This is a genomic window from Nocardioides cavernaquae (assembly GCF_003600895.1).
GTDB lineage: Bacteria > Actinomycetota > Actinomycetes > Propionibacteriales > Nocardioidaceae > Nocardioides > Nocardioides cavernaquae.
In genome coordinates, this window is sequence record NZ_QYRP01000002.1 from 2,868,694 (window position 1) to 2,894,335 (window position 25,642).

General features: G+C 68.7%; 23 protein-coding genes. 20 read left to right on the forward strand and 3 right to left on the reverse strand.

Annotation, left to right across the window (positions count from 1 at the left end):
- The first annotated feature begins 7 nt into the window (after nt 1–7).
- Nucleotides 8–832, forward strand: coding sequence for an undecaprenyl-diphosphate phosphatase (locus D4739_RS13820; protein WP_238473656.1), 825 nt, complete (start codon nt 8–10; stop codon nt 830–832).
- Between the two features lie 10 nt (nt 833–842).
- Here D4739_RS13820 and corA read toward each other — a convergent pair whose 3' ends face one another.
- Entirely contained in the window at nt 843–1,823 is a 981-nt protein-coding gene (gene corA, locus D4739_RS13825; RefSeq protein WP_120061164.1) for a magnesium/cobalt transporter CorA, read from the reverse strand.
- Nucleotides 1,824–1,855: 32 nt separating this feature from the next.
- Between corA and D4739_RS13830 the strand changes: the two genes are divergently transcribed.
- From D4739_RS13830 to mshC, 4 genes are read left to right on the forward strand one after another with little or no spacing between them, the layout of a single operon-like run.
- Nucleotides 1,856–2,542, forward strand: a complete 687-nt coding sequence (locus tag D4739_RS13830; RefSeq protein ID WP_120061165.1) for an MSMEG_4193 family putative phosphomutase — start codon at nt 1,856–1,858, stop codon at nt 2,540–2,542.
- Between the two features lie 10 nt (nt 2,543–2,552).
- Entirely contained in the window at nt 2,553–3,125 is a 573-nt protein-coding gene (locus tag D4739_RS13835; RefSeq protein ID WP_120061166.1) for a DUF3090 domain-containing protein, read from the forward strand.
- Nucleotides 3,122–3,883: an SCO1664 family protein gene (locus D4739_RS13840; protein WP_120061167.1), complete on the forward strand. Its 762-nt coding sequence runs from the start codon at nt 3,122–3,124 to the stop codon at nt 3,881–3,883. Before D4739_RS13835 ends, D4739_RS13840 begins: the two co-directional genes overlap by 4 nt.
- Nucleotides 3,884–3,913: 30 nt before the next feature.
- Nucleotides 3,914–5,140: a cysteine--1-D-myo-inosityl 2-amino-2-deoxy-alpha-D-glucopyranoside ligase gene (gene mshC / locus D4739_RS13845; protein WP_120061168.1), complete on the forward strand. Its 1,227-nt coding sequence runs from the start codon at nt 3,914–3,916 to the stop codon at nt 5,138–5,140.
- A 1-nt stretch (nt 5,141) separates the two neighbouring features.
- Here mshC and D4739_RS13850 read toward each other — a convergent pair whose 3' ends face one another.
- Nucleotides 5,142–5,990 carry a PAC2 family protein gene (locus tag D4739_RS13850; protein ID WP_120061169.1) on the reverse strand — a complete coding sequence of 283 codons (849 nt, stop codon included), beginning with the start codon at nt 5,988–5,990 and terminating at the stop codon, nt 5,142–5,144.
- A 142-nt stretch (nt 5,991–6,132) separates the two neighbouring features.
- On the opposite strand from D4739_RS13850, the gene metH reads away from it, so the two are divergent.
- Together metH and D4739_RS13860 are read left to right on the forward strand one after the other, a co-directional pair.
- Complete coding sequence (metH, locus tag D4739_RS13855) at nt 6,133–9,921, forward strand: methionine synthase (RefSeq protein WP_182920426.1); 3,789 nt, start codon at nt 6,133–6,135, stop codon at nt 9,919–9,921.
- Nucleotides 9,922–9,925: 4 nt separating this feature from the next.
- Entirely contained in the window at nt 9,926–10,609 is a 684-nt protein-coding gene (locus tag D4739_RS13860) for an HAD family hydrolase (RefSeq protein WP_238473657.1), read from the forward strand.
- A 24-nt stretch (nt 10,610–10,633) separates the two neighbouring features.
- On the opposite strand, the gene D4739_RS13865 is transcribed toward D4739_RS13860, so the two are convergent.
- Nucleotides 10,634–11,524, reverse strand: a complete 891-nt coding sequence (locus D4739_RS13865; protein ID WP_120061171.1) for a RecB family exonuclease — start codon at nt 11,522–11,524, stop codon at nt 10,634–10,636.
- Nucleotides 11,525–11,595: 71 nt separating this feature from the next.
- On the opposite strand from D4739_RS13865, the gene D4739_RS13870 reads away from it, so the two are divergent.
- From D4739_RS13870 to tatA, 13 genes are all read left to right on the forward strand, one after another.
- Nucleotides 11,596–12,756, forward strand: a complete 1,161-nt coding sequence (locus D4739_RS13870; RefSeq protein WP_238473658.1) for a site-2 protease family protein — start codon at nt 11,596–11,598, stop codon at nt 12,754–12,756.
- A 36-nt stretch (nt 12,757–12,792) separates the two neighbouring features.
- Complete coding sequence (locus tag D4739_RS13875) at nt 12,793–13,761, forward strand: tRNA (adenine-N1)-methyltransferase (RefSeq protein WP_120061173.1); 969 nt, start codon at nt 12,793–12,795, stop codon at nt 13,759–13,761.
- 125 nt (nt 13,762–13,886) lie between these two features.
- Complete coding sequence (arc, locus tag D4739_RS13880; protein WP_120061174.1) at nt 13,887–15,626, forward strand: proteasome ATPase; 1,740 nt, start codon at nt 13,887–13,889, stop codon at nt 15,624–15,626.
- Nucleotides 15,627–15,716: 90 nt separating this feature from the next.
- Entirely contained in the window at nt 15,717–17,360 is a 1,644-nt protein-coding gene (locus D4739_RS13885) for a helix-turn-helix transcriptional regulator (RefSeq protein ID WP_120061175.1), read from the forward strand.
- A 198-nt stretch (nt 17,361–17,558) separates the two neighbouring features.
- Nucleotides 17,559–19,067 (forward strand): depupylase/deamidase Dop, encoded by a 1,509-nt coding sequence (gene dop / locus D4739_RS13890; protein ID WP_120061176.1) that lies wholly within the window; start codon nt 17,559–17,561, stop codon nt 19,065–19,067.
- 9 nt (nt 19,068–19,076) lie between these two features.
- A complete protein-coding gene (locus D4739_RS13895; RefSeq protein ID WP_120061177.1) occupies nt 19,077–19,274 on the forward strand; it encodes a ubiquitin-like protein Pup in 198 nt (65 codons plus the stop codon).
- A gap of 41 nt (nt 19,275–19,315) precedes the next feature.
- On the forward strand, nt 19,316–20,128 hold the full coding sequence (prcB, locus tag D4739_RS13900) for a proteasome subunit beta (protein WP_120061914.1): 813 nt from the start codon (nt 19,316–19,318) through the stop codon (nt 20,126–20,128).
- On the forward strand, nt 20,125–21,042 hold the full coding sequence (prcA, locus tag D4739_RS13905; protein ID WP_120061178.1) for a proteasome subunit alpha: 918 nt from the start codon (nt 20,125–20,127) through the stop codon (nt 21,040–21,042). Before prcB ends, prcA begins: the two co-directional genes overlap by 4 nt.
- Nucleotides 21,043–21,051: 9 nt before the next feature.
- Nucleotides 21,052–22,413 (forward strand): Pup--protein ligase, encoded by a 1,362-nt coding sequence (pafA, locus tag D4739_RS13910; protein ID WP_120061179.1) that lies wholly within the window; start codon nt 21,052–21,054, stop codon nt 22,411–22,413.
- Between the two features lie 42 nt (nt 22,414–22,455).
- Nucleotides 22,456–23,382: an FKBP-type peptidyl-prolyl cis-trans isomerase gene (locus tag D4739_RS13915; protein ID WP_120061180.1), complete on the forward strand. Its 927-nt coding sequence runs from the start codon at nt 22,456–22,458 to the stop codon at nt 23,380–23,382.
- 16 nt (nt 23,383–23,398) lie between these two features.
- Nucleotides 23,399–24,391 carry a helix-turn-helix transcriptional regulator gene (locus D4739_RS13920; protein ID WP_120061181.1) on the forward strand — a complete coding sequence of 331 codons (993 nt, stop codon included), beginning with the start codon at nt 23,399–23,401 and terminating at the stop codon, nt 24,389–24,391.
- Nucleotides 24,388–25,353 (forward strand): helix-turn-helix transcriptional regulator, encoded by a 966-nt coding sequence (locus D4739_RS13925; protein ID WP_120061182.1) that lies wholly within the window; start codon nt 24,388–24,390, stop codon nt 25,351–25,353. Before D4739_RS13920 ends, D4739_RS13925 begins: the two co-directional genes overlap by 4 nt.
- 50 nt (nt 25,354–25,403) lie before the next feature.
- Nucleotides 25,404–25,631 carry a Sec-independent protein translocase subunit TatA gene (tatA, locus tag D4739_RS13930; RefSeq protein WP_238473659.1) on the forward strand — a complete coding sequence of 76 codons (228 nt, stop codon included), beginning with the start codon at nt 25,404–25,406 and terminating at the stop codon, nt 25,629–25,631.
- The last annotated feature ends 11 nt before the right edge of the window (nt 25,632–25,642 follow it).

A 25,642-nucleotide genomic window follows, 5' to 3' on the forward strand; every position in this document is an offset into this window, starting at 1 on the left:
TCTGCGCGTGCTGGACTTCCTCAAGGCGATCTTCCTCGGCATCCTCCAGGGGCTGACCGAGTTCCTGCCGATCTCGAGCAGTGCCCACCTCCGGATCTTCCCCGAGCTCTTCGGCTGGGGCGACCCGGGCGCTGCCTTCACGGCGGTGATCCAGATCGGCACCGAGATCGCGGTGCTTCTCTACTTCCGCAAGGACATCTGGCGCATCGGCAAGGCCTGGGTGCTCTCGGTCTTCCGCGCTGAGTACCGCGGCACCCTGGACGCCCGGATGGGCTGGTTCATCATCGTCGGCTCACTGCCGATCGTGATCCTGGGCATCGCGCTCAAGTCCGTCATCGAGGACCATTTCCGCAATCTCTGGGTCATCGGCACGACGCTGATCGTCCTCGGCATCATCCTCGGCGTCGCCGACCGGGTCTCCGCCAGCAACAAGAAGATCAAGCAGCTGACCCTGCGCGACGGCATCCTCATGGGGCTCGCCCAGGCAGCCGCACTCGTCCCCGGCGTCTCCCGCAGCGGCGCGACCATCTCGATGGGCCGCTTCCTCGGCTACGAGCGCGAGGCCGCGACCCGCTACGCCTTCCTGCTCGCGATCCCGGCCGTCATCGGCGCCGGCCTCTTCGAGCTCAAGGAGATCCCGCACGGGCACAACAGCTACGGCTGGGGTCCGACCATCACAGCGACGGTCGTCTCCTTCATCGTCGGGTACGCCGCGATCGCATGGCTGCTGCGCTACGTCTCGACCAAGTCCTACCTGCCGTTCGTGATCTACCGCGTTCTGCTCGGCGGTGGCGTGCTGGTGCTGCTCACCGCGGGCGTGCTGACCGCCTGACGCCCCTGGGTCAGAGCCAGCCCGAGGCCTTGAACCGCCGGTAGAGGTAGCCCGACACGGACGCCATGAGTACCAGCGCGAACGGGTAGCCGAAGAGCCAGTGCAGCTCGGGCATGTGGTCGAAGTTCATGCCGTAGACGCCGGCGATCAGGGTCGGCACGAGGACGAGCGCAGCGCCCGCGGAGATCTTGCGCATGTCCTCGTTCTGCTGGATCGAGATGCGTGCCAGGTGCGCCTCGAACGCGGTCGACAGCAAGGTGTCGAGGTTGTCGATCGTGTCGGACACCTTCGAGAGGTGGTCGGACACGTCGCGGAAGAACGGCGCCGCCTCGGGGTCCATGCCCTGCACGAGGCCGGTCGCGGCCTGGCGCATCGGCTCACGCAGGGGCATGACGGCGCGGCGCACCTCGGCGATCTCGCGCTTGAGGACGTAGATGCGCGCGGAGTCGTCGGTCCGGTCGGGGGAGAAGACCGACGTCTCGATCTCGTCGACGTCGATCTCCAGCTCGGCAGCGACGCGCACGTAGTCGTCGACCACCCGATCACAGACCGCGTAGACCACGGCGGAGGGACCGTGGTTGAGCACGTCGGCCTTGGATTCCAGCGTGAGGCGAGCGGTGTGCAGCTCGGCACCGGCACCGTGACGGACGGTGATCACGAAGTCGCGGCCCATGAAGACGTTGATCTCGCCGGTCTCCACGGCGTCGTCCTCATCGACGTACCACAGCGTCTTGAGCACCAGGAAGAGCGAGCGGTCGTAGCGCTCGAGCTTCGGGCGCTGGTGCGCCAGGAGGGCGTCCTCGACCGCGAGCGGGTGCAGGTCGAAGACCTGGGCCACCCGGTTCAGCTCGGCGGAGGTCGGGTTGTGCAGTCCGACCCAGACGAACGCGTCGGGCTCGATGCAGCCGGCCCGGAGCGTCTTGAGGTCCTGCGCAGAGCAGTCCACGGCAACCCGGGTGCCGTTGCGGTAGAGCGCGCTGTCGACGATCACGTGCCGAGGATATGCCCGATACGCTCCACGTCATGGCAACAGTGATCCTGGTGCGGCACGGCCGCTCGAGCGCCAACGCCGCCGGCGTCCTGGCCGGATGCGCTCCGGGTGTCGGGCTGGACGAGCACGGACAGGAGCAGGCCCAGGTGACCGCCGAGCGGCTTCGCGGCGTCCCTGTCGTCGAGCTGGTGGTCAGCCCGCTCCAGCGTTGCCGCGAGACCGCCCGTCCGATCGCTGAGGTCACCGGCCTCGATCCGGTGCAGGACGAGGGACTGATCGAGGTCGACTACGGGAAGTGGCAGGGGCAGGCGATCAAGGACCTGCTCGACGAGCCGCTCTGGGCGACCGTGCAGGCGCATCCGTCGGCGGTGACCTTCCCCGACGGCGAGTCGATGGCCGCCATGGCCGCCCGCGCGGCCGCGGCAGTACGCCGTCGTGATGCCGCGATCGAGGCGGAGCACGGACCCGGAGCGATCTGGGTGGCCGTCAGCCATGGCGACATCATCAAGGCCGTCCTGGCCGACGCCCTCGGCCTCCATCTGGACCTCTTCCAGCGCCTGGCAGTTGCGCCTGCGTCGCTGTCGATCGTCCGCTACGGCGAGAAGCGCCCGACGGTCGTGGGGATGAACACCAAGGCGGGCAACCTCGCCTGGCTCACCGGCGCAGACCATGCGCCCGTTGTCGGTGGCGGCGACAGCCCCACACCTGGCCGCGCCTAGGCTGAGTGGCATGGAGCCAGTCGTCCACGCCTTCGACCCCCCGGACCGCTTCGTCGCGGGCACAGTCGGCCCTCCCGGTCAGCGGACGTTCTTCCTGCAGGCCCGGGTCGGTCGTCAGATCGTCTCGGTGAGCCTGGAGAAGCAGCAGGTCACGATCCTCGCCGCGCGCATCGACGGCCTGCTGGACGACCTGATGGAGAAGGCCGCGACGCGCACGATCATCCCGGCGGTCGCACCGCTCGACCTGGCGGACGACGCTCCGCTCGAGCAGCCGATCGAGGAGGAGTTCCGGGCCGGCACGATGACCCTGTCCTGGGACGGCGACGACGAGCGCGTGGTCATCGAGGTCTTCCCGTTCGACGAGGCGGCGGCCATCGACGACGAGACCGGCATGGCGCTCCCCGAGACGGAGCCTGACGAGGTCTTCCTGGTCCGCCTGTCCGCGGGAGTGGCGCGTGCGTTCGTCGAACGTGCTGCACGCGTCGTCAGCGCCGGCCGGCCGGACTGCCCGTTCTGCGGGGGACCGATCGATGCGTCGGGCCACCTGTGCGTCCGCGCCAACGGCTTCAAGCGACGGGCATGACTGACCCCCTCGCCGCACCTGCCGCCGGCCTGGTCCTCGACGGACGGCTGGTGGCTGCTTCGAACGCCACCTTCGTCGGTGACCTCGAAGGCAGCCGTGTCGTCTACAAGCCGATCGCGGGCGAGCGGCCGTTGTGGGACTTCCCCGAAGGGAACCTCGCCAGCCGCGAGGTCGCGGCGTACGTCGTCTCCGAGGCGCTGGGGTGGGGAGTCGTCCCGCGCACCTGGCTCGGAGAGGGGCCCCATGGCAGCGGGATGCTGCAGGAGTGGATCGACGAGGATCCAGGGGTCGGTGCGGTCGACGTCGTCGCCCCCGGCTCGGTGCCGCCGGGCTTCCGGACCGTGCTCGAGGCTCGCGATGGACACGGAAACCCCGTGCTGCTCGTCCATGAGGACACCGCCGCACTGCGCCGGATGGCGGTCTTCGACGCGTTGATCAACAACGGCGACCGCAAGGGCGGCCATGTGCTGGCAACGGCCGATGGGCAGCGCCGCGGCGTGGATCACGGGGTGTCGTTCCACGTCGAGAACAAGCTGCGCACCGTGCTCTGGGGTTGGCTCGGCGAGCCGCTGTCGGCCGACGAGTCCGCAGCGGTGCGCCGCGTCGCCGACGACGCGGACCTCGCTGAGGCACTGCGTGAACTGATCACCGCCGACGAGGTCGCCGCGTTCGTGGCCCGCGCCCGGCAGCTCCTCACGACCGGGGTGTTCCCGCAACCGTCCGCCGAGTGGCCGGCGATTCCGTGGCCAGCGTTCTGAGAAGTGCAGTGACCGACTAGGCTTCTGGTCATGCGCTCCTGGTCTGCTCCCGAGATCGCCCACCTGTCGGTGACCGGTCCTGCCGTGCGGGTGTTCGACACCTCCACCGGCGGCCTCGTCGAGACCAGCCCGGCCGCGGCCGGCGCGCGGATGTATGTCTGTGGCATCACGCCCTACGACGCGACCCACATGGGTCACGCGGCGACGTACGTCGGGCTCGACCTGCTCAACCGCGCCTGGCGCAACGCCGGCCACTCGGTGACCTACGTGCAGAACGTCACCGACGTGGACGACCCGCTGCTCGAGCGCGCAACCAAGGTCTCCGTGCCCTGGGAGGAGCTCGCGCTTCGCGAGACGCAGCTCTTCCGTGAGGACATGGAGGCGCTGCGCGTCCTTCCGCCGGACAACTACGTCGGTGCGGTCGAGTCGATCCCGCTCGTCATCACGCTGATCCAGCGCCTGCAGGCGGCAGGTGTCGTCTACGCAGTCGACACCGACCTCTACTTCTCGGTGGCCAGCGACCCTGCCTTCGGTGACGTGTCCGGCCTCGACCGCGACGCGATGATGGCGGTCTTCGCCGATCGCGGCGGCGACCCGGAGCGCCCCGGCAAGAAGGACCCGCTCGACTGCGTCCTGTGGCGCGGCGAGCGCGAGGGCGAGCCCGCGTGGGACAGCCCGTTCGGCGCCGGTCGTCCCGGATGGCACGTCGAGTGCACCGCGATCGCCCTCGAGCACCTCGGCAACGGCTTCGACGTCCAGGCCGGCGGCAGTGACCTCTCCTTCCCGCACCACGAGATGTGCGCGGGTGAGGCCCAGGTGGCCGAGGGCAGCCGCTTCGCGCAGGCCTACGTCCACGCCGGCATGGTCGGCTACAACGGCGAGAAGATGTCCAAGTCCAAGGGCAACCTGGTCTTCGTCTCCGAGCTGCGCCGCAGCGAGGTCGACCCTGCCGCGATCCGGCTCGCCCTGCTGCGCCACCACTACCGCTCCGACTGGGAGTGGACCAACGACGAGCTGTGGGCAGCCCACGACACCCTCGACGCCTGGCGCGGTGCCCTCAAGCACGGCGTCGGTGCTCCTGCCGGCCCCGTCGTCGACGCCGTCCTGGCGGCCCTCGCCAACGACCTCGACGCTCCGGCCGCTGTTGCCGCGATCGATGGCTGGGTCGCAGCCACCGAGTCCGGTGACCACAAGGACATCTACGCGGCTGACCAGGTCCGCGCCGTCGTTGACGCGGCGCTCGGCATCAAGCTCTGACTCAATCGCCCTGGTTGCGGCGCTTGAGGTATCGCTCGAACTCGCGCGCGATCGCCTCGCCTGAGGCCTCCGGCAGATCGGCGGTGTCGCGGGTCTCCTCGAGGGCACGCACGTAGTCGGCGATGTCCTCTTCCTCCTCGGCGAGCTCGTCGACACCGCGCTCCCAGGCCCGGGCCTCCTCAGGGAGGTCGCCCAGCGGGATGGAGCACTCGAGGAGGTCCTCGAGCTGACCGAGCAGCGCCAGCGTCGCCTTGGGGCACGGTGGCTGTGCCACGTAGTGCGGGACCGCGGCCCAGTAGGAGACCGCCGGAATGTCGAGCCGGGTGCAGGCGTCCTGGAAGACGCCGACGATGCCGGTCGGCCCCTCGTACGTCGAGTGCTCGAGCTTGAGCCTGTCGAGGAGCTCAGGCTCCGTCGCGCTGCCGGTCACCGGCAGCGGGCGAGTGTGGGGCGTGTCGGCGAGCAGCGCGCCGAGCGTGACCACGAGCGCGCCACCGAGCTCGTCGCACGCGGCCAGGAGCTCCGCGCAGAACTGGCGCCAGCGCATGTTCGGCTCGATGCCACGGATCAGGATCACGTCGCGACCCAGTCCCGGAGGAGAAGCGACGGCGATCTGGGTGGTCGGCCAGGTGATCCGGCGGTGCCCGGTCTCGTCGACTCCGACGATCGGGCGGTTCATCTGGAAGTCGTAGAAGTCCTCGGGATCGATCGCGCCGATCACGTCGGCGTCCCAGACATCGATCAGGTGATCGATCACCGAGGAGGCGGATTCGGCCGCGTCGTTCCACCCCTCGAAGGCGGCAATCACCAGGGGGTCGACCAGGTCACGGACATCGTCGATCTCGATCACAGGACCAGCCTAGCCATGTCCGTGTCGCGAACCCCCTAGACTGTCTGGTGCCGAGAGGCGTTGCAACGGAACTCCCGGCATCGGGCTATTCCGCCACGCTCGGTGATGAATCAAGGACGCCTTCCGGACAGGAAGGTTTGTCGTGCCGCAGCAGATCCAGCCAGACCGCACCGAAGAGCTCACCGCCGCCCTGGGCGAGCGCATCCTGGTGATCGACGGTGCCATGGGCACCATGATCCAGCGCCACACCCCGGGCGAGGCCGAGTACCGCGGGGAGCGCTTCGCCGACTGGGCCAGCGACATCAAGGGCAACAGCGACGTCCTCGTGCTGACGCAGCCCGACATGATCCGCGACATCCACAAGCAGTACCTCGCCGCGGGCGCGGACATGGTCGAGACCAACACCTTCGGCGCGACGACCATCGCACAGGCCGACTTCGGCATGGAGGCGCTCGCCTACGAGATGAACCTCGAGGGGGCGCGGCTGGCTCGCGAGGCGTGCGACGAGTTCAGCACGCCCGAGCGCCCGCGCTACGTCGCCGGAGCGCTCGGTCCGACGAACCGCACCGCGAGCATCTCCCCGGACGTCAACGACCCGGGTGCCCGCAACGTGTCCTACGACGAGCTGGTCGCGGCGTACCTCGAGCAGGCCAACGGCCTCGTCGACGGCGGCGCCGACATCCTGCTCATCGAGACCATCTTCGACACCCTCAACGCCAAGGCCGCGATCTTCGCGGTCGAGACGCTGTTCGAGGAGCGCGGCCGCCGCTGGCCGGTGATCGTGTCCGGCACGATCACCGACGCCTCGGGTCGCACGCTGTCCGGTCAGACGACCGAGGCGTTCTGGAACGCCGTACGCCACGTCAAGCCGCTCGCGATCGGCCTCAACTGCGCGCTCGGTGCCGCCGAGATGCGGCAGTACGTCGCCGAGCTCTCCCGCCTGGCCGACTGCTTCGTCTCCTGCTACCCCAACGCGGGCCTGCCCAACGCCTTCGGTGAGTACGACGAGACCCCGGCCCAGATGTCCTCGGTGATCCGCGAGTTCGCCGACTCCGGCCTGGTCAACATCCTCGGCGGCTGCTGCGGCACGACGCCCGACCACATCGGTGCCATCGCGCGCGCCGCTGAGGGCCTCAAGCCCCGGGTGCCGTCCGAGCCGGCCGCCGCCATGCGCCTGTCCGGCCTGGAGCCGTTCAACGTCGACTCTTCGTCTCTGTTCGTGAATGTCGGCGAGCGCACCAACATCACCGGCTCGGCCCGCTTCCGCAAGCTGATCAAGGACGGCGACTACGACACCGCCCTCCAGGTTGCGGCGCAGCAGGTCGAGAGCGGCGCGCAGATCATCGACGTCAACATGGACGAGGGCATGATCGACGGCGTCGCCGCCATGGATCGCTTCCTCAAGCTGATCGCGTCCGAGCCCGACATCAGTCGCGTCCCGGTCATGGTCGACTCCTCGAAGTTCGAGGTCATCGAGGCCGGCCTGAAGTGCATCCAGGGCAAGCCGATCGTCAACTCGATCTCCATGAAGGAGGGCGAGGACAAGTTCCGCGAGCAGGCCCGCCTGTGCCGCAAGTACGGCGCGGCCGTGGTCGTCATGGCCTTCGACGAGGACGGCCAGGCTGACAACCTCGAGCGCCGCAAGCAGATCTGCGAACGCGCCTACCGGATCCTGGTCGACGAGGTCGGCTTCCCGGCCGAGGACATCATCTTCGACCCCAATGTCTTCGCCGTCGGCACGGGCATCGAGGAGCATGCGACCTACGGCGTCGATTTCATCGAGGGCACGCGCTGGATCAAGGAGAACCTCCCGGGAGCGAAGGTCTCGGGCGGCATCTCCAACGTCTCCTTCTCGTTCCGCGGCAACAACGCGGTGCGCGAGGCGATCCACGCGGTCTTCCTGTTCCACGCGATTCAGGCCGGCCTCGACATGGGCATCGTCAACGCCGGGGCCCTGGTCGTCTATGACGAGGTCGACTCCGAGCTCCGCGACGCGATCGAGGACGTCGTGCTCAACCGCACGGCCGACTCGCTCGCAGCGACCGAGCGCCTGCTCGAGCTGGCCGAGGCCCACCGCGGCAACGGCGAGGTCGTCGAGGCAGCCACCGAGGAGTGGCGCAACCTGCCCGTCGGCGAGCGCATCACCCACGCCCTCGTGAAGGGTCTCGACGCCTTCGTCGAGTCCGACACCGAGGAGCTCCGCGCGGAGATCGCGGCCCGAGGTGGTCGTCCGATCGAGGTCATCGAAGGTCCGCTGATGGACGGAATGAACGTCGTCGGTGACCTCTTCGGTGCGGGCAAGATGTTCCTCCCACAGGTCGTGAAGAGCGCCCGCGTGATGAAGAAGGCCGTTGCCTACCTGATCCCGTTCATCGAGCAGGAGAAGGCAGACGCCGGCACGACCGGCGAGAAGGACACCAACGGCACCGTCATCATGGCCACGGTCAAGGGCGACGTCCACGACATCGGCAAGAACATCGTCGGCGTGGTGCTGCAGTGCAACAACTACGAGGTCATCGACCTCGGCGTCATGGTGCCCACGCAGAAGATCCTCGACGCGGCCAAGGAGCACAACGCCGACATCATCGGCCTGTCCGGCCTGATCACCCCGTCACTCGACGAGATGGTCACGGTCGCCACCGAGATGCAGCGCCAGGGACTCACCATCCCGCTGCTGATCGGCGGTGCGACGACCTCGCGCGCCCACACGGCGGTCAAGGTCGACAAGAAGTACGACGGCGCCGTGGTCTGGGTCAAGGACGCCTCGCGCTCGGTCCCGGTGGCCGCTGCGCTGCTCAGCGATGCCCAGCGCCCGAAGCTTCTCGCTGACGTCCAGGCCGACTACGACGCGCTGCGTGCGCGCCACGCCACCAAGAACGACCGGCCGATGGTCTCGCTCGAGGACGCGCGTGCCAACGCGCCCAGGCTCGACTGGTCGGCGTACCACCCTCCGCGTCCGCACCTGCTGCTCCAGCAGGAGCGCGACATCTCCGCCAACGGCGGTGGCTCGCACCAGGCGCCGCAGTTCGTGAAGACGTTCAAGGACTACTCGCTCACCGAGCTGCGGAAGTACATCGACTGGCAGCCGTTCTTCAACGCGTGGGAGATGAAGGGCTCGTTCCCCGAGATCCTCAACAACCCGGCGAGTGGCCAGGCCGCCCGCAAGCTGTACGACGACGCGCAGGCGATGCTCGACCAGCTCATCGAGGAGAAGTGGCTCTCCGCCAACGGCGTGATCGGTCTCTTCCCGGCCAACGCGGTCGGCGACGACATCGAGGTCTACACGAACGACGAGCGCACCGAGGTCCTCACGGTGCTCCACCACCTGCGCCAGCAGGGCCAGCACCGCGAGGGTGTCGCGAACAAGGCGATCACCGACTTCGTGGCGCCGAAGGAGACCGGCCTCAAGGACTACGTCGGCGGCTTCGCTGTCACCGCCGGCCTGGGCAGCCAGGACCGTGTCGCGGAGTTCAAGAAGGACCTCGACGACTACAACGCGATCATGCTCGAGGCGTTGGCCGACCGGCTCGCGGAGGCGTTCGCGGAGCGCCTGCACGAGCGGGTGCGCAAGGAGTTCTGGGGCTACGCACCCGACGAGCACCTCGACAACGTCGGCCTGATCAAGGAGCAGTACTCCGGCATCCGTCCCGCGCCCGGCTATCCCGCCTGCCCGGAGCACACCGAGAAGCAGGTCCTCTGGGACCTGCTCGACGTCGAGGCCGCCACCGGCATCGAGCTGACCGAGTCGATGGCCATGTGGCCGGGTGCGTCCGTCAGCGGCTTCTACTTCAGCCACCCTGAGTCGCAGTACTTCGTCGTCGGTCGCCTGGGTCGCGACCAGGTAGCCGACTACGCCGAGCGCAAGGGCTGGACGCTGCCCGAGGCCGAGCGCTGGCTCTCGGCGAACCTCGCGTACGACCCGGAGGACTGAGCGCGTGCTGGTCGGGGGACTTCCGGCAGCGGTGCTGTGGGACATGGACGGCACGCTGGTCGACACCGAGCCGTACTGGATGGAGACCGAGTTCGATCTCGCGGACCGCTTCGGCGGCACCTGGAGCCACGAGCACGGGCTGAATCTTGTCGGCAACGACCTGCTGGAGTCCGGCCGCTACATCCGGGAGCACATGTTCGCCGACCCTGCGTCGGCGGGCGCGAAGCTCGAACCGGCGGAGATCGTCGAGATCCTGCTGGACGGTGTCGTCGCGCGGGTCGAGCAGCAGGTTCCGTGGCGTCCCGGGGCGGTGGAGCTGCTGCTCGCCCTGCGGGAGGCGGATGTGCCGTGCGCACTGGTGACGATGAGCTACCGGCGTTTTGTGGCTCCGATCCTCAAGCACCTGCCTGAGGACACGTTCGCCGAGCTCATCACCGGTGACGTGGTCTCGCGGGGCAAGCCGCACCCGGAGCCCTATCTGAAGGCGGCTGCAGCCCTCGGGGTGTCGCCGGACAAGTGCCTTGCGATCGAGGACTCCAACACAGGCACCCGGTCCGCCGAGGATGCCGGGTGCACCGTGCTCGTCGTGCCCGCGCATGTGCCGGTGCTGCCGGGGGAGCGGCGCGTCTTCCGCGACACGCTGGTCGGGGTCACGCCGCATGACCTCGCCGAGATCCTGATCCGCTGAAGCCCGCGGCTCATCACAGGTCGGTCAGTCGTCGGTGAGGTCGCTGCCGAGGTCGCCAGCCCCCGCGAGCGCCTCGCGGAACATCGGCAGCGGCAGGATCTCGCCACCGAACTCGGGGCAGTGCGCCTGGAACGAGCACCAGTCACACAGGCGGCTCTTGTTGGGCCGCCAGTCGCCGGTCATCTCGGCGCTGCGGATCGCAGCGAAGACAGCGTTGACCTTGCGTTCGGTCGCCAACAGGTCAGCCTCGTCGGGGGAGTAGCTGAGCACCTCGGTGTTGCCGAGGTAGATCAGCTGGAGCAGTGCGGGGATCACGCCGCGCGTCCTCCACCAGACCAGCGCGTAGAACTTCATCTGGAAGAGGGCCTTGCCCTCGAAACGCTCTCCCACCGAGCGCCCGGACTTGTAGTCCACCAGCCTCACGCGACCATCAGGCGCGACATCGACCCGGTCGACGAAGCCACGGAGCAGCAGCTTCGAGTCGAGCAGCGTCTCGACGTACAGCTCTCGCTCGGCCGGCTCGAGGCGGCTCGGGTCCTCGAGCTCGAAGTACTTCTCCAGCGATCCGCGGCACTCCGCGAGCCAGGCCCCGACCTCGGGACCGTCGTCACCAAACATCCCCTCGAGCTCCGGCTCAGCCTCGAGCAACGCCTCCCACGAGGGGACGACCATCGTCTGCGCCTGCTCGGCCGTGCGCTCGACGGCCGGCAGGTCGAAGAGGTCCTCGAGCACCTTGTGGACCACCGTGCCGCGCACTGCGGCCGGCGACGGATCCTCGGGGAGCTTGTCGACACTGCGGTAGCGATAGAGCAGAGGGCAGGCCATGAAGTCCCCGGCACGACTCGGAGAGAGCGCACCGAGAACGTCGACTCCGTCGACAGGAGTCGAGTGCCGATCAGCCGGAGAGCTCGTCATGTCCCGCAATCTAGGCGACGCCACCGACAGACCGGGGCCCCGGTCCACCGCATCTCCGCTAGCCTCGACCCGTGCCAGAGACTGACACCCCGGAACCCGAGGTCCATGTGAAGCGTCCCCGCCCCCCGGGCACGTTCCGCGTCGGCAGCCTCGGTGGCGTCGACGTCCTGCTCACCACGTCGTGGTTCGTGCTCGCGGCCCTGATCGCCTGGTTGATGGCACCCACCATCGAGGAGCACCAGCCCGGTCTCGGCGGCTTGAAGTACGTCGCAGGACTGGTCATCGCGATCGTCTACGCCCTCACGATCCTCGTGCACGAGGCGTCGCACGCGTTCGCGTCGCGCCATTACGGGCACCCGGTCGACTCGATCACGCTGCACTTCCTCGGCGGGCACACCGGCGTCGACGGGGCGCCACGCTCCGCCCGCGAGGAGTTCGTCATGTCGGTGGTCGGCCCGATCGCGTCACTCGCGGTGGCCGGGCTGGCCTGGCTGCTGTCGCTCGCGATGCCCGACGGGCTCCTCTGGCTGACCGTGATCATCCTCGCCTGGGCGAACCTGGTCCTCGGCGTCTTCAACCTGATCCCGGGACTGCCACTCGACGGCGGACGCATCCTCAAAGCCCTCGTCTGGGGCGTCACGCGCAATGAGCACCAGGGCACCCTGGTAGCCGGTTGGTGCGGTCGCGTGACCGCAGTGCTGGTCCTCTTCCTGCCGTTGATCATGGAGCGGCTGCTGGACACACAGCCTGACCTCACGTCGTACCTCTTCGCCTTCATCCTCGCGGGCTTCATCTGGATGGGCGCGAGCGCAGCGATCCAGTCTGCCCGCCTTCGACGGCGGCTGCCGTCGCTGGTTGCCCGCGGCCTGGCGCGGCGGACGCTGACGGTCCCTGAGGACCTCCCGGTCGCCGAGGCCGTACGCCGCGCGCAGGACGCCGAAGCCGGCAGCATCGTCACTGTCGACGCGACCGGTCGCCCGCTGGGCATCGTGAGCGAGGCCGCTGTGCAGGCGACGCCCGAGGACCGGCGCCCGTGGCTCACCGTGGGCAGCGTCGCCCGCACCCTGGTGCCCGGGATGACGCTCCCGGCCGGGATCGCGGGTGAGGAGCTGATCCGCGCGATCACCTTCCTGCCTGCTTACGAGTACCTCCTGATCGAGGACGACGGCACCATCTTCGGCGTGCTCTCCACCGCTGACGTGGACCAGGCGTTCCGCGAGCGCCACCGCTGACCGGGAGGACCCCCGCACCGCATTAGGCTGGCCCGCATGCCTGATGCAGTGAACACCGACGTACCTTCCGACGCCTGGTCCGGTGTGCACCGTGGGCCCCTCCGTGTGGGCGAGTGGGTCCGGTTGGTCGACTCCAAGGGCCGCAAGCACAACTTCGAGCTGGTCGAGGGCAAGCGCTTCTTCAGCAACAAGGGCCACCTCGATCACGACGAGATCATCGGGCGTGAGGAGGGCTTCACCCTCAAGTCGTCCGCTGGCGGCGAGTACCTCATCTTCCGTCCGCTGCTGAGCGAGTTCGTGGTCTCCATGCCCCGCGGTGCCGCGGTGATCTACCCCAAGGACTCGGCCCAGATCGTGGCGATGGCCGACATCTTCCCCGGCGCGATCGTCGTCGAGGCTGGCGTCGGCTCGGGCGCCCTCACCTGCACCCTGCTGCGGGCAGTCGGGCCGCTCGGGCGGGTCCACTCGTTCGAGCGTCGTGAGGAGTTCGCAGCCGTCGCGCGCCAGAACGTCACCCAGTTCTTCGGAGCCACGGACGAGCGACCGCACCCGTCCTGGCAGCTCGAGCTGGGCGACCTCGCCGAGGCGCTCCCGGCCTCCGGGATCAAGGCTGACCGGATCATCCTGGACATGCTCGCCCCGTGGGAGTGCGTCGACGCAACCGCCGACGCCCTGTCGCCGGGTGGCATCCTCCTCGCCTATGTCGCGACGACGACACAGCTCTCGCGCTTCGTCGAGACGGTGCGGGTCCACGGAGGCTTCACCGAGCCCCAGGCGTGGGAGTCGCTCGTGCGTGACTGGCACGTCGAGGGTCTCGCTGTCCGCCCTGGCCACAAGATGATCGGCCACACCGCCTTCCTCGTCACCGCGCGGAAGATGGCTCCGGGGGAGCGGGCCCCGCGCAAGCAGCGTCGTCCTGCGCCGGGTGCCTACGGCGTGGACTACATGGGGCCTCGGCCTGCCGACCTCCCCGAGCAGGTTCTCGAGGAGAAGTTCGACGCCTGAGCGCCCGGCCCGGGCTCAGCAGGGGTCGGAAACACGATCGTCTTCGAATCTTGACCGACACTGCGCGCCTTCAGCCTTCCCCGGTTGAGGAATCTGGGTAGTGTCGCCATAAGGAGGTGACGCGAATGTCGGCATCCGACCAGCCTCGTTCCGCTGAGGAGCTCGCCCACCAGGTCCGTTTCCTGGAGGCCGAGATCACTGACCTGCGCCGTCGGGTGGCTGAGAGCCCGACGCAGTCCCGTCTGCTCGACGACCGACTCGCAGACACCCAGCGCTCGCTTGCCGCGGTCACCGCGCAGAACGAGCGGCTTGCGCAGACGCTCCGTGAGGCGCGCGACCAGATCCTCGTCCTGAAGGAGGAGGTCGACCGCCTGGCCCAGCCGCCGGCCGGGTTCGGCACGTTCCTGCACCGCAACGACGACGACACCATCGACATCTTCACCGGTGGTCGCAAGCTCCGCGTCACGGTGAGCCCCAACGTCGAGCTCGACGAGCTCCAGCGTGGCCAGGAAGTCATGCTCAACGAGGCGCTCAACGTGGTCGCTGCCATGGAGTTCGAGCAGGTCGGCGAGGTCGTCATGCTCAAGGAGATCCTCGCGGACGGCGACCGGGTCCTGGTGATCGCCAACGCCGACGAGGAGCGCGTCGTCCGCATCGCTGACCCGCTGCGTGCCGAGAAGCTTCGCGCAGGCGATTCGCTGCTGCTCGACGCGCGCGCCGGCTACGTCTACGAGAAGGTGCCGAAGTCCGAGGTCGAGGAGCTCGTCCTCGAGGAAGTGCCGGACATCCACTACTCCGACATCGGCGGCCTGAGCGCTCAGATCGACCAGATCACCGATGCCGTGGAGCTGCCCTACCTCTACCCGGAGCTCTTCAAGGAGCACCAGCTCAAGCCGCCGAAGGGCGTGCTTCTCTACGGTCCTCCCGGCTGTGGCAAGACGCTGATCGCGAAGGCGGTGGCCAACAGCCTCGCCAAGAAGGTCGCGGAGAAGACGGGCCAGGAGGGGAAGTCCTACTTCCTCAACATCAAGGGCCCCGAGCTCCTGAACAAGTACGTCGGTGAGACCGAGCGCCACATCCGCCTGGTCTTCCAGCGCGCACGGGAGAAGGCCTCCGAGGGCACTCCGGTCATCGTCTTCTTCGACGAGATGGACTCGCTCTTCCGCACCCGCGGTTCGGGCGTCTCCTCCGACGTCGAGAACACGATCGTCCCGCAGCTCCTGTCGGAGATCGATGGCGTCGAGCTGCTGGAGAACGTCCTGGTCATCGGCGCCTCCAACCGCGAGGACATGATCGATCCTGCCATCCTGCGTCCGGGCCGCCTCGACGTGAAGATCAAGATCGAGCGCCCCGACGCGGAGGCGGCCCGCGACATCTTCTCGAAGTACCTCCTGCCGACGCTGCCGCTGCACCTCGACGACCTGGCCGAATTCGGTGGCTCGCGTGAGGCCTGCATCGCGGGCATGATCCAGGCGGCCGTCGAGCGGATGTACACCGAGACCGAGGAGAACCGCTTCCTCGAGGTCACCTACGCCAACGGCGACAAGGAAGTCCTCTACTTCAAGGACTTCAACTCGGGCGCGATGATCCAGAACATCGTCGACCGGGCCAAGAAGATGGCGATCAAGGACCTCCTCGACCACCAGCAGCGAGGCCTCCGGGTGCAGCACCTGCTCCAGGCGTGCGTGGACGAGTTCAAGGAGAACGAGGACCTCCCCAACACCACCAACCCCGACGACTGGGCCCGCATCTCGGGCAAGAAGGGCGAGCGGATCGTCTTCATCCGCACGCTCATCACCGGCAAGCAAGGCACGGAGCCAGGGCGTTCCATCGACACCGTCGCCAACACCGGTCAGTACCTCTGACCGTTCCCGCTCCCCGAAGGCCCCCGAAGGCCGGCGCTGGTCTAGCCAGCCTCCGGGGGCCGATGGCTGCCACGACTAGGGTCCGGGCCCATGACGATCCAGGCTCGGTACGACGCGCCCCTTCGCGGCGCGCTCGCCGCCGTGATGGAGCACCGTCCCCTCGAAGGCGTGGCCCTGTTCCCCGGCGACGACCCGGTGGAGCGCGCGATGCGCGGCCTCCTTCTGGCCCTTGCCCAGGAGTTCGAGCAGGCATACGAGCTGGCGCTGGCGGCGCGTGCAGAGGCGACCAGCTTCGACGGATTGGCGCTCGCCCGGGGCGTGCTTGCCTTCGCCTCGGCAGGGTGGCCGTTGGAGCCGGATGCGGCGATTGCCGACCCGATCGATGAGGCGCTCGCCGACCTGGACCGGCTCGCGTCGGACGGCGGGGACCGGACGCTGCGTACGCTCGCTGGACACATGCTGCTCGAGGGCGCCTGCGCTCAGTACCGCCTCCATGACGCAGCGAGGCTGCTGGATGCGACGGGTCTTCCCGATCCCGCGTTCCTCGCCGGACCGGACGGGGCTCCGCACGTCTATCTCGACCTGATCCAGACCACGTACACACGGGTGCTGGTGTGGTCGGGGCGTACCGACGCCGCGCTGGCGCACCTGGGATCGCTACCGCCGTCGGCCTCCCTCGCCGGGCAGGTCATCCTGGCGGCCTGCCACGCAGTCGCCTCAGGCCACGCGGCCGAACCGGACGTCATGCGGGGCTTCGCTGCCCAGCTGGCCGACACCTTCCCGGAGCCGGTCGACCACGTCTCAAGTGGCTTCCACCTGATGGCCGGATACGGGCTGGCGGCAGTCGGGGAGACGGCGCGGGCCGCCCGCTCGGTGATCACCGCCGGAGGCGACGCCGACCTGCCACGCCTCACCCTCATCGATCGCGCGATGAGCCTGGAGCTGCTGGTTGCGGCGGCGCTTGCCGAGGACGACCACGACGCGGCCGAGTCCTGGATCGAGCGCCAGGCGCCGCTGACCGCGTCACCGATCGCACGAGCGACGGTGTGGCGGACCCAGGCCCGCATGGCCCTCCATCGCCTCGACCTCGGCGCCGCCCTGGATCTTGCCACGCGTGCACGGGATGAGTCCGAGCGTTGCCAGCGGCCCATCGAGGTCGCTGACACGGAGGTCCTGCTGTCGCGCATCGAGATCGCCATGGACCGCGGGGCCGCGGCGCACGGCCGCCTCGCCCGTCTGGTCGATGACGCCGAGCTCGGGGGACACGCTGCGACCCGGCTCGCGGCGAACCGGGAGCTGCGCCGGATCGGTCGGCGCCTTCCGCCCCCGCGGGCCCAGGGTTGGGACGTGCTCTCCGAACGCGAGAGGGCGATCGCACTTGCTGTTGCACAAGGGCAGTCGAACCCGGCCATTGCAGCCAGCTTGCATCTCTCGCCGCACACCGTGCGAATCCACGTGTCTCGTGTCCTCGCGGCGTTCGGGGTGCCCACCCGCACGCTGCTGGCCGTGCAGCTGGCGGACCGCCTGCCACAGGTCGAGCTCCCCGCGCTCACCCCGCGCCAGCTGGACGTGGCGCGCCTGGTTGCGGAAGGGGCTCGCAACGCCGACATCTCGGAGGCGTTGGGCATCGGCGTTCGCACCGTCGAGCAGCACGTGGCGGCAGTGATGGCGCGCTGGCAAGCGGGGAGCCGCGCCGCGATCGCTGGCCTGATGGCTGCTCATGCCAACCTTTGATTAGTACGAATCCCCATGGACCCCGCTCGCCCCGGAACCCCAGACTTGTCCCGGGGTCGGCTCGACAGCGGTCCCGGGGAGCGCGGGGGTCTTCTCCGGGCCCTGCTGCGCGTTCGTGGTGCGGCGCGGGAGTGGCGCCGGGAGAACCGGTGCCGCAGGTCGGGCGATCTGGCTCTCGTGCGCGAGTAGGCTCGCCGCATGAGCGTCCGGCGCGTGATGGGCACCGAGGTCGAGTACGGCATCTCGGTCACAGGTCAACCCTCGGCAAACCCGATGGTGGCTTCGTCGCAGGTCGTCAACGCCTACGCCTCGGCGACGCTCAAGGCACGTCGGGCCCGGTGGGACTTCGAGGAGGAGTCACCGCTGCGCGACGCGCGCGGCTTCGACATGTCGCGCGCAGTCGCCGACGCGAGCCAGCTGACCGACGAGGACATGGGCCTCGCCAACGTCATCCTCACCAACGGCGCGCGGCTCTACGTCGACCATGCGCACCCCGAGTTCTCCACGCCTGAGTGCACGAATCCGCTCGACATCGTCAAGTGGGACAAGGCGGGGGAGCAGATCATGCTCGACGCCTCGATCCGGGCCGCTCAGCTGCCTGGCGGGCCCGCGATCGTGCTGTACAAGAACAACACCGACAACAAGGGCGTCTCCTACGGCGCGCACGAGAACTACCTGATGCGACGGTCCACACCGTTCTCTGACATCGTTGGCCACCTGACCCCGTTCCTCGTCAGCCGCCAGGTGGTGACCGGCGCAGGCCGTGTCGGGATCGGCCAGGATGGGCGCGGCCAGGGGTTCCAGATCAGCCAGCGGTCGGACTTCTTCGAGGTCGAGGTCGGCCTCGAGACGACATTGAAGCGCCCGATCATCAACACCCGCGACGAGCCCCATGCCGACCCGGAGAAGTACCGCCGTCTGCATGTGATCATCGGGGACGCCAACCTCGCCGAGGTGTCGACGTACCTCAAGGTCGGCACGGCCTCGCTGGTCCTGGCGATGATCGAGGACCGCTACATCACGCGCGACCTCGGCCTCGAGACCCCCGTGGCGTCCCTCCGGGCGATCAGCCACGACCCGACGTGCAAGCTGACCGTCGCGCTCAAGGACGGCCGCAGGCTGACTGCGGTCCAGCTGCAGCTGGAGTACCTCGACCTCGCCAAGAAGTACGTCGAGGACCGGCTCGGCGCCGACGCGGACGCACAGACCGTCGATGTCCTGCGCCGATGGGAGTCGGTCCTCACCCGGCTGGAGGACGACCCGATGTTGTGCGCCGGCGAGCTCGACTGGGCCGCCAAGCTCAAGCTCCTCCAGCAGTACCGCGACCGCGACGGTCTCGACTGGGACGACCACAAGCTGCATGCGATCGACCTCCAGTACGCCGACATCCGCCCCGAGAAGGGGCTCTACCACCGCCTCGTGTCGATGGGCCGGATCGAGACGCTCATCGACAAGGGGCAGGTCGACGACGCGATGCACGAGCCGCCCACCGACACACGGGCGTACTTCCGTGGACGCTGCCTCGAGAAGTACTCCGCCAGTGTCGCGGCTGCTTCCTGGGACTCCGTCATCTTCGACATCCCCGGGCGCGACTCGCTCCAGCGAGTGCCCACGATCGACCCCCTGCGCGGCAGCAAGGCACACGTCGGAGAACTGTTCGATCGTTGTGACACGGCAGAGCAGCTCTTCCGTGCCCTGACCGGCTAGGGTCGGGATATGGCCCAGGAGCAGAAGCAGCCTAAGAAGAGTTCCGAGGCGGATGAGGTCGACGAGACCGCACCCGAAGGGACCGTTGCCGAGCGCAAAGAGCAGCTCGACGAGGACATCGACGCGATCCTCGACGAGATCGACGAGGTGCTCGAGTCCAACGCCGAGGACTTCGTGAAGTCCTTCATCCAGAAGGGCGGCGAGTGACGGGTCTGCCGGGCGAGCGAGCGGGCCTTCCCGCCTCGTTCATGGCCCCCGGCACGTCGTCGTTCACCGACTTCCTCGGCGCTCACCAGCCTGACCTGCTGCCCTCGCGGCGGATGACGTCGGGCACCGGCGATGCGGGCAACCTGGCCCCGCACGGCACCACGATCGTCGCTGCGACCTTCAACGGGGGCGTCGTGATGGCGGGCGACCGCCGCGCGACCATGGGCAACATCATCGCCCAGCGCGACATTGAGAAGGTCTTCCCGGCCGACGAGTTCTCCTGCGTCGGCATCGCCGGCACCGCGGGCCTTGCGGTCGAGATGGTCCGGCTCTTCCAGACCGAGCTCGAGCACTACGAGAAGATCGAGGGCTCGACGCTGTCGATGGACGGCAAGTCCAACCGGCTGGCTGCCCTGATCCGGGCCAACCTCGGCCTGGCGATGCAGGGCCTCGCGGTCGTGCCGCTCTTCGCAGGCTTCGACCTGGCCACGCAGCGCGGCCGGATCTTCTCCTACGACGTCACCGGTGGCCGCTACGAGGAGACCGCGTTCCACTCGGTCGGCTCGGGCTCTCTCTTCGCCCGCGGTTCGCTGAAGAAGCTCTACCGCGAGGACCTCAACGCCAACACCGTCGTCGAGGCCGTCATCGAGGCGCTGTACGACGCCGCCGACGACGACTCTGCGACCGGCGGTCCTGATGTCACACGCCGCATCTTCCCCGTCGTCCAGGTGATCACGGCCGAGGGCGGACACCGCATGCCCGACGAGGAGGTCGCGACCATCGCCGACCGCGTCATCGACGGCCGCATGCGACGCCCCGACGGCCCTGCGGCAGAGCTGGAGAACCGCCGATGAGTATGCCGTTCTACGTCTCGCCCGAGCAGCTGATGAAGGACCGCGCCGACTTCGCGCGCAAGGGCATCGCCCGTGGTCGCTCCGTCGTCGCCGTGCAGTACGCCGATGGCGTGCTGTTCGTGTCGGAGAACCCCTCCCAGGCGTTGCACAAGGTCTCCGAGATCTATGACCGCATCGCGTTCGCCGCGGTGGGTCGCTACAACGAGTTCGAGAACCTCCGCATCGCCGGCGTCCGGCTGGCCGACATGCGCGGCTACGCCTACGACCGGCGCGACGTGACCGGTCGCGGACTCGCCAACGCCTACGCCCAGACGCTCGGCACGATCTTCTCCTCCGGCGGCGAGAAGCCCTACGAGGTCGAGCTCTTCGTCGCCGAGATCGGGGACGAGGTCGCCGGTGACCAGCTCTACCGCCTGACCTACGACGGACAGGTGGCCGATGAGCACGGGTTCGCGGTCATGGGTGGCGCGGCGGACGTCGTCGCGACGTACCTCAAGGAGCGTTATGAGCCGGGCCTCAGCCTCGCTGCCGCGGTGAGGCTCGCGGTGGCTGCCCTCGGCCACTCCCAGAACGAGAAGGGCGAGGGAGGCGACCGGGTGATCCCGATCGGCGACCTCGAGGTGGCGGTCCTCGACCGCACTCGGGTGCAACCGCGCAAGTTCCGCAGGATCCGCCCGCCGATCCTGGGCGACCTGCTCGGGGCGCGCGGACCCGAGCAGCCCGACGAACCGGAGCCCGAGGATGGCGCAGGGGGCTCGCTTCCGTCGGCGCCCGTGGCCGATGACCCCTCCGATCCGACCGACACGGTGAGCGGCCCGGTGCCGCCGCTGGAGCACCCCCTCACGGGTGAGCCCCACACGGCACCTCCGGTTGCTCCGCCCGTTGCGCCTCCGGTAGCCCCGCCTGCGGAGTAGGTTGCCACCATGGACCGGCGGATCTTCGGTATCGAGAACGAGTACGGCGTCACGTGCACGTTCAAGGGCCAGCGTCGCCTGAGTCCGGACGAGGTGGCCCGCTACCTGTTCCGCAAGGTCGTCTCGTGGGGCCGGAGCAGCAACGTCTTCCTGCGCAACGGCGCTCGCCTCTATCTCGACGTCGGCTCCCACCCGGAGTACGCAACGCCGGAGTGCGACGACATCTCCGACCTGGTCGCCCACGACAAGGCGGGGGAGCGGATCCTCGAAGGGCTGTTGGTCGACGCCGAGCAGCGGCTGCACGACGAGGGCATCGCGGGCGACATCTACCTGTTCAAGAACAACACCGACTCAGCGGGCAACTCCTACGGCTGCCACGAGAACTACCTCGTCGGGCGCCAGGGAGAGTTCAGCCGGATCGCCGACATCCTGATCCCGTTCCTCGTGACTCGGCAGGTGATCGTCGGCGCGGGCAAGATCATCCAGACGCCTCGCGGCGCGTCGTTCTCCGTGAGCCAGCGCGCCGAGCACATCTGGGAGGGCGTCTCGAGCGCCACGACCCGGAGCCGGCCGATCATCAACACCCGCGACGAGCCGCACGCCGACGCCGAGAAGTACCGCCGGCTCCACGTGATCGTCGGTGACTCGAACATGTCCGAGACGACGACGCTGCTCAAGGTGGCCAGCTGCGACCTCGTGCTGCGCATGATCGAGGAGGGCGTCGTGATGCGGGACCTCACGATGGAGAACCCGATCCGGGCGATCCGCGAGATCTCCCACGACCTGACGGGCCGCCGCAAGATCCGGCTCTCCAACGGCCGGGAGGCCAGCGCCCTCGACATCCAGCTCGAGTACCTCACCCGGGCGCGCGACTTCGTCGACCGCCGCGAGCTCCGCACACCTGTGATCGACAAGGCGCTCGACCTGTGGGAGCGAGGGCTCAAGGCGATCGAGTCCCAGGACTTCGACCTGGTCGACCGCGAGATCGACTGGGTGATCAAGTTGAAGCTGATCGAGCGCTACCGCGCCAAGCACGGTCTGGCGATGGGCCACCCGCGCATCGCGCAGCTCGATCTGGCCTATCACGACATCCACCGCAACCGCGGGCTCTACTACCTGCTCGAGAAGCGGGGGGCTGTTGCCCGGGTGAGCGACGACCTCACCATCTTCCGGGCCAAGACGGTGCCGCCGCAGGAGACGCGCGCCAAGTTGCGTGGGGACTTCATCCGCAAGGCCCAGGAGCGCCGACGCGACTTCACCGTGGACTGGGTGCACCTGAAGCTCAACGACCAGGCGCAGCGCACGGTCCTCTGCAAGGACCCGTTCCGTGCTGTCGACGAACGAGTCCAGCGACTCATCGACGGGATGTAGGGAGCGTTTCGTTCCTGCGGCTAGGCTGCCGCCGTGAATTCCATGCGCCGTCTCACCGTCATCCCGGCCGTCCTGTGCCTCTCCGTCCTCGGCCTCACCGCCTGTGGCGAGGAGGCCCCCGTGTCCGAGGGCTCGGTGAAGATCTCCGGAGAGTTCGGCGCGGCACCGAAGGTCACCTACGCCAACACCCCTGTCGAGCGCGAGAAGTCGGAGTTCAAGACGATCAGCTCCGGCGAGGGCGCGACGGTGAAGGACGGCGACCTCGTCACCGTCGACTACTACATCGGCAACGGGTTCAACGGCGCGAAGGCCGAGAGCACGTTCGACGACGGCGGACAGCCGGCGCAGCTCACGGTCAGCAAGGCCCAGCTCGCCATTCCGGCGCTCTACACCGCGATCGTCGACCACAAGGTGGGCTCGCGTGTCTCGGTGATCGCAGCCCCCAAGGACGGGCTGGCATCCCAGGGCGGCAATGCCGACCTCGGCATCGGCAACAACGACACGCTCGTCCTGGTTCTCGACATCGTGTCGATCGTCCCGACGAAGCCTTCGGGTGAGGCGGTCAAGCCTGCTGCGGGCGCTCCGAAGCTGGTCGAGACAGCTGGTGTGCCGACCGGGTTCGACTTCAAGGGCATGACGCCGGTCGGCAAGAAGCCGGTCCTCCACACGCTGGTCCAGGGCGACGGCCCGGCGGTGAAGAACGGTCAGAACATCACCGTTCACTACCTCGGCCAGGTGGTCGGCGGAGACGTCTTCGATGCCTCCTACCCGAAGGGCGCGCCCGCGTCGTTCGAGCTCAAGTACCCCGGCCTGGTCAAGGGCTGGATGGAGCTCGTCGGCGTCAAGCTCGGCAGCCGCGTGGTCATCGTGATCCCGTCCGAGTTCGGCTACGGCAAGACCGGGTCCGGCGAGAAGATCAAGGGCGGCGACGACCTGGTCTTCGTCGTCGACGTCCTCGCGGCCAGCTGACGGGCCTCCCCACACCATGGCCGTGAACAAGAGCGAGCGGCTGCTCAACCTGCTGATCCTGCTCCTCGCACAGCGGCACTACATCTCGAAGGAACGCATCCGCGAGCTGATCGAGGACTACCGCTCGGCGTCGGACGAGGCGTTTGAGCGGATGTTCGAGCGGGACAAGGTCGAGCTGCGCGAGCTCGGTGTCCCCGTCGAGACCGGCCAGGCGGACAAGTTCTTCGAGGACGAGCCGGGCTACCGGATCCGTCCGGACGACTTCGCCCTGCCCGGCATCGAGCTGACGGCGGACGAGGCGGCAGTCGTCGGCCTCGCGTCGCGGGTCTGGCAGCACGCCGGTCTTGCCGCCCACACCAGCGACGCGTTGACCAAGCTGCTCGCCGCAGGAGTCGAGATCGACCGTGACCGGCTGGACATGCCAGCACCCGAGGTCGCGGCCGACGAGCCGGAGTTCGACGCGTTCTGGAAGGCATCGCTCGACCGCGTGCGGGTCGCGTTCGACTACCAGCGCTCCGGCTCGAGCGCGGTCACGAAGCGTCTGCTCGAGCCGTGGGGCGTCGTCTCCTACTCCGGTCGGTGGTACGTCGTCGGCCACGACGTCGACCGCGGGGCGCCCCGCATGTTCCGGCTCTCCCGCGTGCGCGGCTCGGTGAGCCGCAGGAGCAAGGGCGACGCGTACGCCGTCCCCCCGGGCACCGACCTCCGGGAGCTGACCACCCGGCTCGGCCCGGGCCCGCGCACCGTGCAGGCGACGGTGCTGATCCGCCCCGGCGCCGCGGCGTACCTGCGACGGACCGGTGCGGCCCAGGACGCCGACGTGACCGGACCCGACGGCACTCCTGGCTGGGACCGTTTCGTCATCACCTCGTCCTCGATCCACGCGCTGGCGGACGAGGTCCTCGCCCACGGCGACCGCGTGTACGCCGAGGAGCCGGCCGAGCTCGTCAACCTGATCGTGACCCGGCTCGACGCGGCCTCGGTGGCTGCGGCGGGAGGTGCCGCATGAGCTCGGGCGCGAAGGACCAGGTCGGCCGTCTGCTGGCGCTGGTGCCGCTGATCCGGCGCCGCGGCGCGATGCGCGTCGACGAGGTGGCCGACATGCTCGGCGTGAGCCCCGCTCAGCTGGTGAAGGACCTCAAGGTCCTGATCTTCTGCGGCTGGCCGGGTTGGTACCCCGACGACCTGATCGACGTCGACCTCGACGCACTCGAGCCCGGCGGCGACGGCATGATCCGGATCTCCAACGCCGACTGCCTGCAGGAGCCGTTGCGGCTCTCGACCGCTGAGGCCTCGGCCCTGCTCGTCGCGGTGCGTGCACTGCGCGACAGCGCCGACCCGGCGGTCCTCCCGAGCATCGACAGCACGCTCGAGAAGCTCGAAGGCGCAGTGGAGGGCACGCCCGTGGCGAGCGTCCAGGTGCCCCCGCGCGAGCGGGAGTTGAGCGCGTTCCGCACCAAGCTCGCCGAGGCCATCCGCGACGCCCGCCAGGTCCGGCTCGGCTACCACGTGCCCGCGCGCGACGAGGACACCGAGCGCACCGTCGACCCGATCGCCGTGGTTTCCCACCAGGGCGTCAGCTACCTCGATGCCTGGTGCCACAGCGCGGGGGAGCGGCGCTCCTTCCGGCTCGACCGCGTCCTCGGTGTTTCCGTCCTCGAGACCGCCGCGGAGGACCACGACCTGGAGCCGCTCGACCTCGGTGACGGCATCTTCCGGCCCAGCGAGGAGCAGCCGCTGGTCACCCTGCAGCTCGCGCCGCGGGCCCGCTGGGTTGCGGAGTACTACCCGGTCGTGGACGCCCGTGAGAGCGCAGCCGGTGCGCTCGAGGTTGATCTCCGCGTCGCCGACCGCGCCTGGCTCGACCGGCTGCTGATGCGTCTCACGCCGCACGTCACTGTCCTCGCCCCCGCAGAGTTCACCGCGTCGTACCGTCAGGCCACCTCCGCTGCCCGGGCGCTCTACGCCTGAGGCGTAGGATTCAGCCGAAGCCACCCAGATCCGATTCCTTGAGGAAAACCATGAACCCGATGATGAACATGCCCGGCGGCTGGGAGCTCATCCTGATCCTTGCTGTCGTCGTCCTTCTCTTCGGCGCCAAGAAGTTGCCCGATCTCGCGCGCAACAGCGGCCAGGCCCTCCGGATCTTCAAGGCCGAGACCAAGGGTCTCCGCGACGACGAGAAGGACGCGAAGTCCACCGTCGAGGGTGAGGTCGTCGACGGCGACAAGCCCACCGACGCCAGCTGAGGTATTCCCCT

Bases quoted from the DNA above. Each gene is read 5' to 3' on its own strand.
- prcA (WP_120061178.1), top strand. From the start codon at position 20,125: ATGAGTATGCCGTTCTACGTCTCGCCCGAGCAGCTGATGAAGGACCGC.
- tatA (WP_238473659.1), top strand. From the start codon at position 25,404: ATGAACCCGATGATGAACATGCCCGGCGGCTGGGAGCTCATCCTGATC.
- mshC (WP_120061168.1), top strand. From the start codon at position 3,914: ATGCGCTCCTGGTCTGCTCCCGAGATCGCCCACCTGTCGGTGACCGGT.
- dop (WP_120061176.1), top strand. From the start codon at position 17,559: ATGAGCGTCCGGCGCGTGATGGGCACCGAGGTCGAGTACGGCATCTCG.
- D4739_RS13915 (WP_120061180.1), top strand. From the start codon at position 22,456: ATGCGCCGTCTCACCGTCATCCCGGCCGTCCTGTGCCTCTCCGTCCTC.
- pafA (WP_120061179.1), top strand. From the start codon at position 21,052: ATGGACCGGCGGATCTTCGGTATCGAGAACGAGTACGGCGTCACGTGC.
- D4739_RS13925 (WP_120061182.1), top strand. From the start codon at position 24,388: ATGAGCTCGGGCGCGAAGGACCAGGTCGGCCGTCTGCTGGCGCTGGTG.
- D4739_RS13885 (WP_120061175.1), top strand. From the start codon at position 15,717: ATGACGATCCAGGCTCGGTACGACGCGCCCCTTCGCGGCGCGCTCGCC.
- D4739_RS13875 (WP_120061173.1), top strand. From the start codon at position 12,793: ATGCCTGATGCAGTGAACACCGACGTACCTTCCGACGCCTGGTCCGGT.
- D4739_RS13895 (WP_120061177.1), top strand. From the start codon at position 19,077: ATGGCCCAGGAGCAGAAGCAGCCTAAGAAGAGTTCCGAGGCGGATGAG.
- D4739_RS13840 (WP_120061167.1), top strand. From the start codon at position 3,122: ATGACTGACCCCCTCGCCGCACCTGCCGCCGGCCTGGTCCTCGACGGA.
- D4739_RS13865 (WP_120061171.1), bottom strand. From the start codon at position 11,524: ATGACGAGCTCTCCGGCTGATCGGCACTCGACTCCTGTCGACGGAGTC.
- prcB (WP_120061914.1), top strand. From the start codon at position 19,316: ATGGCCCCCGGCACGTCGTCGTTCACCGACTTCCTCGGCGCTCACCAG.
- D4739_RS13835 (WP_120061166.1), top strand. From the start codon at position 2,553: ATGGAGCCAGTCGTCCACGCCTTCGACCCCCCGGACCGCTTCGTCGCG.
- D4739_RS13920 (WP_120061181.1), top strand. From the start codon at position 23,399: ATGGCCGTGAACAAGAGCGAGCGGCTGCTCAACCTGCTGATCCTGCTC.
- arc (WP_120061174.1), top strand. From the start codon at position 13,887: ATGTCGGCATCCGACCAGCCTCGTTCCGCTGAGGAGCTCGCCCACCAG.
- D4739_RS13830 (WP_120061165.1), top strand. From the start codon at position 1,856: ATGGCAACAGTGATCCTGGTGCGGCACGGCCGCTCGAGCGCCAACGCC.